10 protein-coding genes are annotated in these 13,118 nt (G+C 69.0%); 7 read left to right on the top strand and 3 right to left on the bottom strand.

Translation table 11 applies throughout. The features are described from left to right. Positions 1-1,258: 1,258 nt before the first annotated feature. Together ACQPZQ_RS32835 and ACQPZQ_RS32830 are read right to left on the bottom strand one after the other, a co-directional pair. Positions 1,259-2,284 (bottom strand): cupin domain-containing protein, encoded by a 1,026-nt coding sequence (locus tag ACQPZQ_RS32835; protein ID WP_241036061.1) that lies wholly within the window; start codon positions 2,282-2,284, stop codon positions 1,259-1,261. A gap of 79 nt (positions 2,285-2,363) precedes the next feature. Next, positions 2,364-3,572 (bottom strand): MFS transporter, encoded by a 1,209-nt coding sequence (locus tag ACQPZQ_RS32830; protein WP_433287278.1) that lies wholly within the window; start codon positions 3,570-3,572, stop codon positions 2,364-2,366. A gap of 139 nt (positions 3,573-3,711) precedes the next feature. Here ACQPZQ_RS32830 and ACQPZQ_RS32825 point away from each other — a divergent pair, with 139 nt between their 5' ends. From ACQPZQ_RS32825 to ACQPZQ_RS32800, 6 genes are all read left to right on the top strand, one after another. Further along, entirely contained in the window at positions 3,712-4,818 is a 1,107-nt protein-coding gene (locus tag ACQPZQ_RS32825) for an ornithine cyclodeaminase family protein (protein ID WP_433287277.1), read from the top strand. A gap of 240 nt (positions 4,819-5,058) precedes the next feature. Next, positions 5,059-6,168 carry an ABC transporter substrate-binding protein gene (locus ACQPZQ_RS32820; protein ID WP_433287275.1) on the top strand — a complete coding sequence of 370 codons (1,110 nt, stop codon included), beginning with the start codon at positions 5,059-5,061 and terminating at the stop codon, positions 6,166-6,168. Between the two features lie 47 nt (positions 6,169-6,215). Continuing rightward, positions 6,216-7,340: an ABC transporter substrate-binding protein gene (locus ACQPZQ_RS32815; RefSeq protein ID WP_433287273.1), complete on the top strand. Its 1,125-nt coding sequence runs from the start codon at positions 6,216-6,218 to the stop codon at positions 7,338-7,340. Positions 7,341-7,370: 30 nt separating this feature from the next. Then, complete coding sequence (locus ACQPZQ_RS32810; protein WP_433287271.1) at positions 7,371-9,125, top strand: ABC transporter permease; 1,755 nt, start codon at positions 7,371-7,373, stop codon at positions 9,123-9,125. Positions 9,126-9,155: 30 nt separating this feature from the next. Continuing rightward, positions 9,156-10,322: an ABC transporter ATP-binding protein gene (locus ACQPZQ_RS32805; protein ID WP_433287269.1), complete on the top strand. Its 1,167-nt coding sequence runs from the start codon at positions 9,156-9,158 to the stop codon at positions 10,320-10,322. Positions 10,323-10,353: 31 nt separating this feature from the next. Then, positions 10,354-11,664 (top strand): MFS transporter, encoded by a 1,311-nt coding sequence (locus tag ACQPZQ_RS32800; RefSeq protein WP_433287267.1) that lies wholly within the window; start codon positions 10,354-10,356, stop codon positions 11,662-11,664. 20 nt (positions 11,665-11,684) lie between these two features. Here ACQPZQ_RS32800 and ACQPZQ_RS32795 read toward each other — a convergent pair whose 3' ends face one another. After that, positions 11,685-12,554 carry a FadR/GntR family transcriptional regulator gene (locus ACQPZQ_RS32795; protein ID WP_433287266.1) on the bottom strand — a complete coding sequence of 290 codons (870 nt, stop codon included), beginning with the start codon at positions 12,552-12,554 and terminating at the stop codon, positions 11,685-11,687. Between the two features lie 217 nt (positions 12,555-12,771). Between ACQPZQ_RS32795 and ACQPZQ_RS32790 the strand changes: the two genes are divergently transcribed. After that, on the top strand, positions 12,772-13,086 hold the full coding sequence (locus ACQPZQ_RS32790; RefSeq protein ID WP_433299475.1) for a 2Fe-2S iron-sulfur cluster-binding protein: 315 nt from the start codon (positions 12,772-12,774) through the stop codon (positions 13,084-13,086). Positions 13,087-13,118: the final 32 nt, after the last annotated feature.

Genomic DNA, 13,118 nt, shown 5'->3' with positions numbered 1-13,118 from the left:
TGTGTGGTGGGGGCAGCTGCGCGCGGTTCGGTTTCGGAGCCCGAGCCACCGGTCATGAGCAGCGGGCCGGTTGTGGAGCGTCCCGCACTACGCCGCTGGGGGTCTCGGCGGTGATCATCGGTTTGGGACCGGCAGCAGGGTCTGGCCCGGTTCCCGGCCCCGAACTGCTGATCATGGGCGGTGGATCTGGTCATGGACCCCGCGCCCCGCCTGCCCGCCGGACCGCGCACCGTGATCGTCGCTCCGGGCGGCAGGTCTGGCCGATGATCGTCGGTTGGGTGCGTGCAGCAGGGTCTGGCCCGGTTCCCGACCCCCGAATGCTGATCATGAATCGTGGCGGGTCGAGGTAGCGCGCGCAGTTCGGTTCCGGGGCGACCGACCGGTCATGACGGGTGGGCCAGGTATGGAGCCGGCTCTGCGCCACTCCGCTGCGCCGGGCCTGGGCACGGTGAGCATCGGTTCGGGACCCGTGGCAGGGTCTGGCGCGGTTCCCGGTCCCGAACTGCTGATCATGGGCGGCGGACCCGCTCATGAAGCCGTCCTCGCCCGGCCCGCCGGCCTCCCACGCCGTGATCGTCGCTCGGGGCGCCTGCTCTGGCGCGTTGATCATCGGTTCGGGACCCGTGGCAGGGTCTGGCGCGGTTCCCGGCCCCCAACTGCTGATCATGAGCGGCGGGCATGGCCATGGAGCTGCGTCCGCCCTGTGGCCGGCCTCCCGTGCCGTGATCGCTGATCCGGGATGCTGCGGCCGCCCCGGCTCGATGATCGTCGGTTCGGGACGTCCGGCAGGGTCTGGCCCGGTTCCCGGGCCCAGAACGCTGATCTTGGGCGCTCGCGGGGATCAGGAATCACCCACGCCAGGCTGCCGCGCCCAATCCGGCCGAGGTGAAGAGTGGGCCGCCAGCCTCGAATCACCTGTCATAAGCGGTGGTTCGCCCGGACGTCCAGCACCATGATCGTCGGTTCGGGACCGAAAGCCGCGCCCAGCGCAGTTCCCGGCCCCGAACCGATGATCATGAGCACTGACCTGCCCGGAGCCACTCGCCCGGAGCGCCGCTCGGTGAAGATCGCCGGCCCGGGGTCCGCGGAGGGATCCAACGCAGTTCAGCACCGACCCGCGTCCCGGGACCCCGCCCGGCCCCGCGGACGCACGGCCGGGTCCAACGCGGTGACCTGGCCGAACTCACTGATCACGAGAACTGGCCGGGAACCGCGTACGCCGGGCCGGGGTGTGAGCCCGGCCCGGCGCTTCAGAGGGTCAGGCGCGGCCGGCCGTGGCCAGCTCGACCGTGTCGTACTCGGGGGAGTTCTCGAAGTAGTGCACCCGGTCGTAGCCGAGGTGCTTGAACACGCGGTTCTGGGAGGCGAGCAGCCGCAGTTCGGATCCGTCGGCCGCGAAGTGCTGGACCACGGTGTTCTGCGGGACGTAGAGCGTGTCGCCCTTCTTGATCTCGTGGCGGGTGGGCTTCTTCGCGATGCGGGCGTAGTACTGCTCCGCGATCTCCTCCTGTACCTCCCAGTGCAGGGAGTAGCCCTCGCCGGAGAGGACGTAGTCGACCTCGTCGGCCATCTTCCAGTGCTTGCCCGAGCGGCTCCCGGCCGGGATGGCGAGCTCGAAGATGTCGACGCCGAACTGACGCAGGTCCGTGCGCTCCTTGTTGATCAGGTGCCGGACGTTGCCCAGCGGGGTGGTCTCCCAGTGGGTGTCCTCGGGTGAGACGACCTTCTTACGGTCGAGCACGCCCTCGGTCCAGATGCTCGACCAGTCCTCGCGAGGGCCGAACTCGTCCTCGCGCTCGATCGGTGCGCTGCGGCCCTGCTGGATCAGCCCCATGAACATCCACGTGCACTTCGCCTTGACGACGAGCGCGACGGCCTTCTCGTCGTACGGGTTGAAGTGCCGGTGCACCGAGTCGGTGTGGACGAAGACGAGGTCGTCCTTCTTCCAGTCGTAGCGCTTGTCGTCGTGGATCTCGTAACCCGCGCCCTCGAGGATGTAGAAGGCAGCCTCGTTCTGGTGTCCGTGTCCGTGGTTGGAGCTCTGCGGGGGCAGCTCCACGAAGTGGACCTGCAGGGTCTGGGTCAGGAACTCCTCGTCGCCCGGGCCGATCCGCCACCAGGTGCGTGACTTCTCCGAGTCGCCGGAGTGGCCCACCTTGGCGTCGTCGACCACCACGGAGTCGTCGCGCACCCGCTGCGCGGCGAGCTGTGCCTTGCGGAACTCGCCGAGCCCGTAGGTCTCCGAGGTCAGCCCGCGGACGAAGACCCGTCCCTTCTTGCCCATCTGATCTCCTGTTCCCCCGGCAGTCGGCCGGCTCGGCGCTCGTGGTCGGCCGTCACCGTAACAGGTAAATGACAAACGTTCATACCATTCGCGAGGGCGGCGACGCGGCCGCACGACGCAGGGCGCGGAGCCGCGGGAACAGCGCCACTCCGGCGGCGAGCGCGGTCGCGCCGGCGACGACGAACCCGGTCCGGGCTCCGAGCGCCTCGCAGATCCAGCCCAGCAGCGGGCCGCCGAACGGTGTGGAGCCCAGGAACACCAGTCCGTGCAGGGCCAGAACCCGTCCGTGCATGCCCGGATCGCTGCCCAGCAGCAGTACGGACCGTCCGAGCGTGTTGAACACGATGTTGACGAATCCCATGGCCACCATCGCGGCGTACGCGGCCACGAGCACGGGGGCTGCCGCGGTGACGAGGTTGACCGCGCCGAACGCCAGGCACGACAGCAGCAACCCCCAGGACGTCGCCGTCTCGCGCGCGGCGCTGAACAGTGCGCCGAGCACCGCGCCGAGCCCGAGTGCGGCGGTGAGGTAGCCGTACACCTCCGGTCCACTGTGGAAGGTTTCCTGCGCGAGCAGTGGCAGCACCACGCGGAAGTTCTGCCCGAACAGCGCGACGATCCCGACGAGCAGCAGCGTCGCCCAGAGATCCGGTGTGCGCCGGACGTAGCGCAGGCCTTCCCTGGCCTGGTGTTTGCGGCGGCCCGCGGGGGAGGCGCGGGGGCGCAGCGCCGCCGGGTCCATCCGCATCAGCCCGATGAGAACCGCGAGGAAGGAGACCGCGTTCACGATGAACGCGATCCCCACTCCGGTCGTGGCGATGAGCAGGCCGGCGATCGCCGGGCCCACCAGCCGTCCGGCGTTGTGCACGGTGGAGCTGAGGGCCTGGGCGTTGACGTAGTTGGCCTGCCCGACCATCTCGCCGACGAACGCCTGTCTCGCCGGGGTGTCCAGGACCGTCACGACGCCCAGCGCGAGTGCGAGGGCGTAGACCATCCACAGTTGGACCACCCCGGCCAGCGCGAGCGCGCCGAGCGCCGCCGCGAGCACCGCCTGTGCGGCCTGGGTCGCCATGAGGAGGCGCCTGCGGTCGGTGCGGTCGACGACTGCGCCGCCCCAGATGCCGAGCAGGAGCACCGGCCCGAACTGCAGGACGGCGCTGATGCCGAGCGCGACGCCGCTGTCGGTCAGGGTCAGGACCAGCCAGTCCTGGGCGACTCGCTGCGCCCACGTGCCGACCACCGAGATGGCGTGGCCGACGAAGTACCTGCGGAAGTTCGGTTCCTGCAAGGAGCGGAACACCCGGCCGTATGCGCGTCGGGTTGCCCGGAAAAGCCGTCTCACGCGGCGGCGGCCTGCACTTCCCGCTCTCCCCTTCCGGTCGGGAAGGCCCAATGGTAAGACCTACAAACCGAAAAGAGGAAGAGCCATGCTGCTGATCGACAACGAGGCGACGGCAACCGTCCTCGCTATGCCGGCCGTCGTGGCCGTGCTCGAGCAGACCTACCGGGATCTCGCGGGTGGTCACGCGATCTGCCGGCCGCGGATCGACATGCGCTTCCCTGTGGGTGACGGCGACTCGATCTACCAGTGGGGTTCGATGGAAGGTGGGTCGGCCGCCTCCGGGTACTACGCGATTCGGATGAAGTCCGACGTCCTGACCGAGGTGGAGTACGGCGGCACCCGCACGCAGGAGAAGTACTGCGTCTCGCCGGGGACCTTCTGCGGCCTTGTCCTCCTGTTGTCCACCCGCACCGGCGAGCCGCTGGCCCTGCTCAACGACGGCGTGCTGCAGCACATGCGGGTGGGTGCCGACTCGGCGATCGGCACGAAGTACGCCGCGCGCGCCGACGCCCGTGTGCTCGGAATGCTCGGCTCCGGCGGCATGGCGCGAAGTCACCTCGAGGCGCTGCTCGCGGTCCGGCAGATCGAGCGCGTTCAGGTCTACAGCCCGACGACGGCCAATCGTGAGCGCTACGCCGCCGAGATGAGCGAGCGGCACGGGGTCGACGTGGTCGCCGTCTCCCACGCGCGCGACGCCTTCCGTGGCGCCGACATCGTCGCAGGCTGCACGGACGCGGCGGCGGATGTGATCGTCGGCGACTGGTTGGAGCCCGGCACGCACGTGACGTGCGTCGGTGGCCGCCCCGATGCCCGCGCGTTCGAGGTGCTCGATACGTGGCTGCGGCTGGGCACCGCGCCGGCACCGGTCAACGACCCGTCCTGGCGTCCGACCGACGAGTTCCTCGCCTACGTCGCCCGCTCGGAGGACCCGGTGTGGGCGCGGCACTCCCATGGCCGGGTGCGGCGTCCGCCCGAGGGGCCGGGCGCGCCCCGCGTCGTCACCTTCGACGACGTCGTGGCCGGCAGGGCTCAGGTGCGCACCGGCGACGGAGACATCACGTACTCGGAGCGCGGCAACGTCCAGGGCGCCCAGTTCTTCGCCGTGGCCGGGCACGTCTACGAGCAGTGCCGGGAGCGCGGGCTCGGTCACGAGTTGCCGACGTCGTGGTTCCTCCAGGACATCAGGGACTGAGATGCGCCGCCTGGCTCGACGGGACACGGCGGTCGGGACCGGGCCGAGCCGGACACGTGCGGTCACATTCCCGTCACGATCGTCGATCAGCGTGCTGAGTCCTGCCCGGGGGGCCGCTTACGATCTGGCGCGTCAGTCCGCGCAAAGGGTATGACCTCAGACCAATACGTGTTACTTTCGCCCGCGAGGAACCAACCTCGCGTCCCGGCCTCGGCCGGCTCTTCCTCGCAGGAGACCCCGATGACGTGTTCTCTGGCATTTCGGGCGGCCGCCACCGCAGTGGCCGCCGCCCTCGTCCTCGCCGCGTGCGGCGGCTCTCCTACGGCGGGCACCGGCCCGGTGGTCGCGGAGAAGACCGCGGCGACCGAGACCTACCAGCGCATGAACGCCATGTCGGGAGGGCAGCGCACCGACGCGCTCGTGAAGTGCGCGGAGGAGGAGGGCAAGGTCTCCGTCTACACCTCGAACACCGACATCGATCCTCTGATCAAGGGGTTCTCCGACCTCTACGACATCGAGGTCTCCGTCTACCGCGGCAACTCGGAGTCGGTGCTGCAGCGCGTCCTCCAGGAGCAGTCGGCCGGCTACTACGGAAACGACGTGATCGAGACGAACGCGCTCGAGCTGAACGTGATGCACCGCGAAGCGCTGCTGTCGCCGTACGAGGGCGAGCTGCGCGAAGCCGTGCGCGAGGAAGGCAAGGCCGAGGGATGGACGGCCACGCGGTTCAACGCCTTCGTGATCGGCTGGAACACCGATCTCGTGAAGCCGGGTGAGGAGCCGAAGAGCTTCGAGGAGCTCGCCGATCCGAAGTGGAAGGGCCGCGTCTCGATGGAGATCGGCGACGTGGACTGGTTCACCGCGCTCTTCCGCCACCTGATCGAGCAGGGGCGGAGCGAGCAGGAGGCCCTCGACCTGTTCAAGGCGGTCGCCGCGAACGCCCAGATCACCAAGGGCCACACCGTTCAGGGCGAGCTGCTCTCGGCCGGCCAGTTCGCCGTGGCCGTCTCGGTGTACAGCCACACCGTCGACAACGCCGCGGCCAAGGGCGCCCATGTCGCATGGAAGCCGGCGCAGGGCGAGGCCGCACAGCCGGTCGTCGTGCGGCCGAACGGCATCGGGCTGATGAAGAACGCCGTCAACCCGTGTGCGGCGATGTTGTTCGTGGACTACGAGCTCAGCGCCGGCCAGGAGGCCGTTGCGGAGGCGAACCGGATCGGCGCCACCGCGGAGGCGGCGAAGGCACTCGACGGCCTGGACGTGGTCGCCGTGCCGGAGCAGGAGCTGCTCGACAACCCGAAGAAGTGGGACGACCTCTACGCCGAGGTCACCCGTAGTGGGTCTGCATGATCGCCCGCACCCACTCGCCGATCCCTGCACCGTCCAAGGAGGACTCCGTGCGCACGACCCGTCTCCGAATCGGCCTCACCGCAGCCCTGGCCGCACTAGCGCTCGTCGCATGCGGGGGGTCCCCGACCGCGACGAACGGCGTGCCCGCCGCCGGGGGAGGTGCCGCAGCAGGCCAGGCGGAGGCCGTCTTCGCCGAGCTCACGGCGCTGAAGGGGCAGCAGCGGCGCGACGAGCTCGTCAAGCGCGCCAAGGAGGAGGGGCAGCTGGCCCTCTACACGTCCATGACCTCCGACGTCGCCGATGCCATCACCAAGGCGTTCACCGACCAGTTCGACATCCCGATCTCGGTGTACCGCGCCGGTTCCGAAACGGTGCTGCAGCGCGTTCTGCAGGAGCAGTCGGCGCACTTCGCCGGCAACGACGTCGTGGAGACCAACGCAACCGAGCTCGCGGCCCTCGAACGCGAGGGATACCTCGCCGAGTACAAGGGGGAGCGCCGCGACCTCGTGCCCGAGGCCGGCCGGTTCCCCCGCTGGACCGCCACCCGTTTCAACCTGTTCTCGCCCGGCTGGAACACCGGCGTCATCGACTCGGTCGGCGGCCCGCCCAAGACCTGGGAGGACCTGGCCGACCCGCGCTTCGACGGCAAGCTGTCCATGGAGCTGTCCGACACCGACTGGTACCTCACGCTCTACGAGTACTGGAAGCAGCAGGGCAAGACCGACGCCGAGGTCGACAAGCTCTTCGCCGACATGGCTCAGGGCGCGCAGATCACCAAGGGCCACACGGTGCAGGTCGAGCTGATGTCGGCCGGCCAGTTCGCCGTCGCCGCCTCCGCCTACACCTACATCGTCGAGCGAGGAAAGCAGGACGGCGCCCCGATCGAGTACGCGCCGCCCGTCCAGCCGGTGATCGCGCGGCCCAACGGCGTGGCCCTGATGAAGAGCGCAACCCACCCGGCCGCCGCGATGCTCTTCAACGACTGGATTCTCGACGAGGGCCAGAAGGTGATCGCGGATCTGCACCTGACCCCGTCGATCATCCAGGGCAACGACCCCCTCGCGGGTGTGCAGATCATTCCCGTCGACGTCAACAAGGTCCTCGACGAGAACGCCGAGTGGAGCAAGAAGTACGAGGCCGTCGTCAGCGGTGGCTCGCCCGCCAGCAACTAAGACTCCCGGTCGGAATACGAAGGTGATGACATGACCACAGCGATGCCGACGGCGCCGTCCACGGCGCCGCCGCAGCAGTCTGCGGAGCCGGCTTCGGGCCTACTGGCGCGAGTTCGTTCGCTGCTCACGCTCAAGTTGCTCATCGTCGCCGGCGTGGCCGTAGTCATCGGCTACCTCGCGCTCGTCCCGCTGTACTACCTGCTGTACGGGACGTTCTTCGACGCGAACGGCTTCACGCTGGGGGCCTTCGCGCGGGCCTACACCGCCGACGGGATCGGCGAGCTCATCACGAACTCGCTGTTGTTCGCCATCGGCGCGGCGATCCTGAGCCTTGTCGTCGGCACCGCGTTGGCATATCTCAACGTGCGGACCGACGTCCCGTTCAAGCCGCTGTTCTTCGCGGCGTCGATGATTCCGCTGATCATCCCGGGGATCCTCTACACGATCTCGTGGATCTTCCTGGCGAGCCCGGACATCGGCCTGCTGAACGCGTTCCTCGAACCGCTCGTCGGTCCCGGCTTCTTCGACATCTTCACGATCTGGGGCATGATCTGGGTCGAGGGGCTGCACCTCTCGCCCATCGTCTTCCTCCTGATGGTGGCGGCGTTCCGCTCGATGGACCCGTCGCTGGAGGAGTCGGCGCTCATGAGCGGCGCCAGCCGCTGGACGACGTTCCTCAAGATCACCGTCCCGCTCGTCCGGCCGGCGATCGTCGCGAGCATCCTGGTGATGACGGTGCGCAGCCTCGAGAGCTTCGAGGTTCCTGCCCTGCTGGGCCTGCAGAACGGCATCTACGTCTTCACCAGCCAGATCTACTTCACCCTGCGCAGCTACCCGCCGGACCTGGCCGGTGCGGGTGCGCTCGCGGTCGGCCTGCTCGTGATCGCCGTCCTCGGCGTCATCCTGAGCAACCGGGTGGGCAGGAACGGCAAGGACTTCCAGACCGTCACGGGCAAGGGGTTCCGGCCGCGTCCCATGGAGCTCGGCAGGTTCCGCTGGGTGGCAGGCGGGCTGATCATCCTGTACTTCGTCGCGACGGTGCTGGCTCCGCTCGCGGTGCTGCTCTACACGTCGTTGCTGAAGTTCTACGTCGCGCCGTCGGCGGAGGCGTTCCGCACGATGACCCTGGACAACTATCGGGAGCTCGCCGGATTGTCCTCGGCGGGCACGGCGCTGAAGAACAGCCTGATCCTCGGTCTCGGCTCGGCGACGGCAGTGATGTTGTTCATGTCCGTGGCCGCATGGATCGTCGTGCGCTCCAAGATCCGTTTCCGCGGCCTGCTCGACCAGCTGGCGTTCGTCCCGCTCGTCATTCCCGGTCTCGTGCTCGGCCTCGCCATCTCGTTCGTGTACCTGCGCAGCCCCATCCCCATCTACGGCACGATCTTCATCCTGCTGATCGCCTACTGCACCCGGTACATGCCCTACGGCATGCGCTACGCGGTGACGTCGATGCACCAGATCTCCGCCGAGCTCGAGGAGTCGGCACAGGTGAGCGGCGCGAGCTGGTGGCAGACGTTCCGGCGGGTGCTCCTGCCGTTGCTGAGCCCGGGGCTCGTGGCCGGGTTCATCTACATCCTGACGGTCTCGTTCCGCGAGCTGAGCAGCTCGATCCTGCTGTACAGCCCAGGCAACGAGGTGTTGTCGATCCTGATTTTCGAGCAGTTCGAGAACGGTTCGTTCACGATTCTCGCGGCCCTCGGCGTCGTGATGGTGCTGACGCTCGTGGTGCTCGTGACCGTCGCCTACAAGGTCGGGGCCAAGGTCGGCCTCCGGCAGGACTGACCCCCGCCACGCGTCCCGAAGGAGACAAACGTGCTGGCCATTGACAACCTCGTCAAGACGTTTGCGGCGGACAAGAAGTCGCGCAAGCAGTCCAAGGCGGCGAAGGCGAACGGTGACGAGGCGGAGCCGACGCGCGTGTTCGCCGTCCACGACGTGAGCTTCGAGGTCCAGCAGGGAGAGATGTTCACCCTGCTCGGACCGTCCGGTTGCGGAAAGACCACGACGCTGCGCTCGATCGCCGGGCTGGAGAAGCCCGACTCCGGCAAGATCTCGGTCGACCGGCGTGTGCTGTTCGACGCGGCAGCGGGCAAGTCCACCGTCAACGTGCCGGCCAATGAGCGCGGACTCGGAATGGTGTTCCAGTCCTACGCGATCTGGCCGCACATGTCGGTCTTCGACAACGTGGGCTTCCCGCTACAGGTGCGTAAGCGCTCGCAACGACCAGCCAAGGCCGAGATCGCCGAGCGCGTGGAGCGGGTGCTCGACGTGATGGAGCTCGGTCATCTGGCCGGCCGCCAGGCCACCAAGCTCTCCGGCGGGCAGCAGCAGCGACTCGCGCTGGCGCGCGCCCTCGTCACGCAGCCGCCGCTGCTGCTGCTCGACGAGCCGCTGTCCAACCTGGACGCCAAGCTGCGCGAGTCGCTGCGGTTCGAGCTCAAGCGCCTCCAGCGCGAGCTCGGCATCACCTCGATCTACGTCACCCACGACCAGGTCGAGGCGCTGGCGCTGTCCTCGCACATCGCCGTGATGCGGCTGGGCAAGGTGGTGCAGCTCGGCAAGCCACGCGAGATCTACACCAACCCCAACTCACGGTTCGTCGCCGAGTTCATCGGCACCTCCAACTTCATCACCGGCACGGTCGCGGGCCACGACGGGGACTGCGTCACGGTCGACACGACCGAGGGCAGGCTGCGGGTGCGCTCCGCGATCGCCCTCCCGGTGGGTGACGAGGCGATCGTGTCGATCCGCCCGGAGGCGGTCGAGATCGGGCTGGACGGCTCCGGCGGCACCGTCCCGAACGAGTGGACGGGGGAGGTCGTGAACCGGGCCTTCCTCGGGGACTCGGTCGACCACGTCGTCAAGGTCGGCAAGGTCGAGGTCCGCAACCGCTCCAACCCGGACGTCTCCGTCGCGCCGGGAACGACCGTCCACCTGCGGATGGACCCCGACAAGCTCTCGCTGGTGCCGGTGGACTAGCACAGCTCGACCTCGACGGAGGATTCGCAAGGTGGCAGTGCCCGCAGTGCTGCGGAATCGCGACTTCAACCTGTACTGGGCGGGCGTCGTCCTGTCGCAGATCGGGACCCGTGGCACGGTTGCCGCGAACTACTTCCAGGTCTACGCGCTCACGGGCTCGGTCCTGCAGACCGGGCTCGTCGGCGCAGGCCAGGCGGTCGCGCTGATCGTGCTCAGCCCGATCGGCGGCGCGTACGCCGACCGGCTCGACCGGCGCAAGCTCCTGATGTGGGCGCAGGTGGTCAGCCTCGTCGTGGCCGTCCTCCTCGCCGTGCTGACACTGACGGGGCAGGCGCAGGCCTGGCACGTGATCCTGAGTGTCCTCTTCACCACGGCTGCTGCGACGTTCGACCAGCCGGCCCGCCAGGCGCTCATTCCGGCGATGGTGCCCAAGCATCAGCTCGCCCAGGCCATCGCGCTGCTCAACCCGTCCCGCGAGGTGGCTGTGCTGGTCGGTCCCGCGCTCGCCGGGGTCTTCATCGCCGTCGGTGGTCCGGGGCTGATGTACGCGGTGGACGCGGTGACCTACGCCGTGCTCGTCGGTGTGCTGGCGGTGCTCCGGGTGGCGCCGCTGGTCCAGGCGGGACCTCCGCGGTCGGTCTTCGGATCCGTCGCGGAGGGCGCCCGGTACGTGCTGAAGCGGCCGCTCGTCACGCGGCTCATGGCCTTGGACCTGGCCGCCACCGTGTTCGGCGCCTACCGGGTGCTGCTGCCCGCGCTGGCCCTCGACATCCTGCACGTGGGCCCGACGGGCTACGGGTTGCTGTCGTCCGCCCCCTCCGCCGGTGCGCTGCTCGCCACGTACGTGATCTTCCGCGTCGTCGCGCGCAGCAACCGGCTCGGCCGGATCGTGCTGGCGTCCACAGCGTTGTACGGAATCGCCGCGATCTTCCTGGCGCAGTCGCGGTGGTTCCCGCTCGCGCTGGTGGCGGCCCTGTTGCTCGGCGCGCTCGACGCCATGGCCACCACCATCAGGCACGCCGCGGTGCAGGTCGACACGCCCGACGACATCCGCGGCCGCGTCACGGCGTTCTACCAGATGTCCTCGCGCGGGGGCCCGGCGCTCGGGGACCTGCTCATGGGCGCATTCGCGGGGGTCGTGGGTCCGATCGCGGCCCTGACGATCGGTGGTCTCGGCCCGGTGCTCGTGGCGGCCGCGTTCCGGGCCCGCCCCAACGTCGTCCGCGAGTACACCAGCGCCTCGGTGCCGGAACCCGACGTCCCCGCGCCGGAGGAACCGCAGGCCGGTGGGACGCGCACACAGGCGAACAGTTCGCGGACCACGGGTGATACGTCGGCGTAGTCGATCTGGTGGCCGTCCGCTCAGCCGGACTTCCCGGTGGCGGGGCCCTTCCTGGTCGCGCTGCCGGTGGGCTTCTCGGCGACGGTGTCGGCCCGCTTGCGGCCGCCGGGGCGGCTCGTCCGCCGGGTGTCGCCGCGTTCGGCGGTTGCGACCAGCTTCGCGGTTCTCTCGAGGTGGGTTCTCATGAGCTCGGTCGCCCGTGCCGCGTCTCGTTCGGCGATGGCGTCGACGAGCGCGCGGTGTTCCCTGACGCCGCGCCTGCCGTGCAGCGGAGCCGCCTCCCGGGCGCGTTCGAGCGACATGACCAGCGGGTCGTGCAGCGACTCGACCAGCATCGCGATGGCGCCGTTGTGCGTTGCCCGTGCGTAACGCGTGTGCCACTCCGCAGACAGGGCGAGCGGATATTCGTCGCCTTCGAGTGCTGCTTTGCTGCGATCGCAGATCTCGTACAGCGCGGCGATGTCCTCCTTGGTGGCCCTCTCGCAGACCAGCGGAATGATCCCGAGTTCGAGCACCATCCGCGTCTCGGTGACCTCCTGTGCCGACATCGTCGACAGGGTGATGAGATCGGCGATGCCTTCTCCGACGAGTCGGCTGCTCGGTGCCGTGACGAACGCTCCACCTCGCGCGCCGACCCGGATCACGACCAGGCCGTTCGCCTCGAGGACCCGCAATGCCTCGCGGACGGTGACGCGGCTGACGCCGAACCGCTCGCACAACTCGCGCTCGGCGGGCAACCGGTCGCCCGGCGCCAGATCGCCCTGGCGGATGAGCAACCGAATCTGGTCGACGATCATTTCCGAGACGCGCCCGACGCTCACCCGGGTGAGGAGGTCCCCCTTTCCTCCTTCAGGTGGTGTCGCGGCTGGGACGGTTCCCGGCGTGGTCATTTGTGCAGTGTACGGGCGTAGGTCCGATCGGTCTGATGGTTGCTACCAATCGGAGGAAGGCTTCTTCACCAGTCGCATTGGAGTCCGACGCCCCTTCCTCCGGGGGCTCTGTCGTCCCTGAGCCGAACGCCCGATTGTGGCCTCCATGTCCTAGCCCATGGTCTAATGGACAGGCCAAATAGTCGGTGCCGGGAAAGGGCGAGAGACTTTGACGAAGGTGATCTACGTCGACGCCGAGGGGCGGGAGTACGCCGTCGACGCCGTGGTCGGCGAGTCGGTCATGGCCATGGCGGTCAAGAACGGGGTCCCCGGGATCGTCGGGGAGTGCGGCGGGAACGCCTCCTGCGCCACCTGCCACGTCTGGGTGCGAGAGGAGTACGCGCGGCTCGTCGGCTCCCCGGGCGACCTGGAGGAGGACCTCCTCGACCTCGGCGTGTCCGAGCGGCGGCCGACGAGCCGGCTCTCCTGTCAGATCGCGGTCGCGTCCGACCTCGACGGCCTGACGGTCGACATCCCGCCCGACCAGCCGTGAGGCGGCTCCGGCTGCCGTCTTGACAGCGTGGG

This window comes from Pseudonocardia sp. CA-142604, from assembly GCF_050948475.1.
In the GTDB taxonomy this organism is placed as follows: domain Bacteria; phylum Actinomycetota; class Actinomycetes; order Mycobacteriales; family Pseudonocardiaceae; genus Pseudonocardia; species Pseudonocardia alaniniphila.
This window is presented reverse-complemented; position numbering and strand designations above follow the sequence as displayed.

Excerpts from the sequence above, each read along its gene's own strand:
- ACQPZQ_RS32835 (WP_241036061.1), bottom strand. The coding sequence starts at position 2,284 with ATGGGCAAGAAGGGACGGGTCTTCGTCCGCGGGCTGACCTCGGAGACC.
- ACQPZQ_RS32825 (WP_433287277.1), top strand. The coding sequence starts at position 3,712 with ATGCTGCTGATCGACAACGAGGCGACGGCAACCGTCCTCGCTATGCCG.
- ACQPZQ_RS32820 (WP_433287275.1), top strand. The coding sequence starts at position 5,059 with ATGACGTGTTCTCTGGCATTTCGGGCGGCCGCCACCGCAGTGGCCGCC.
- ACQPZQ_RS32810 (WP_433287271.1), top strand. The coding sequence starts at position 7,371 with ATGACCACAGCGATGCCGACGGCGCCGTCCACGGCGCCGCCGCAGCAG.
- ACQPZQ_RS32795 (WP_433287266.1), bottom strand. The coding sequence starts at position 12,554 with ATGACCACGCCGGGAACCGTCCCAGCCGCGACACCACCTGAAGGAGGA.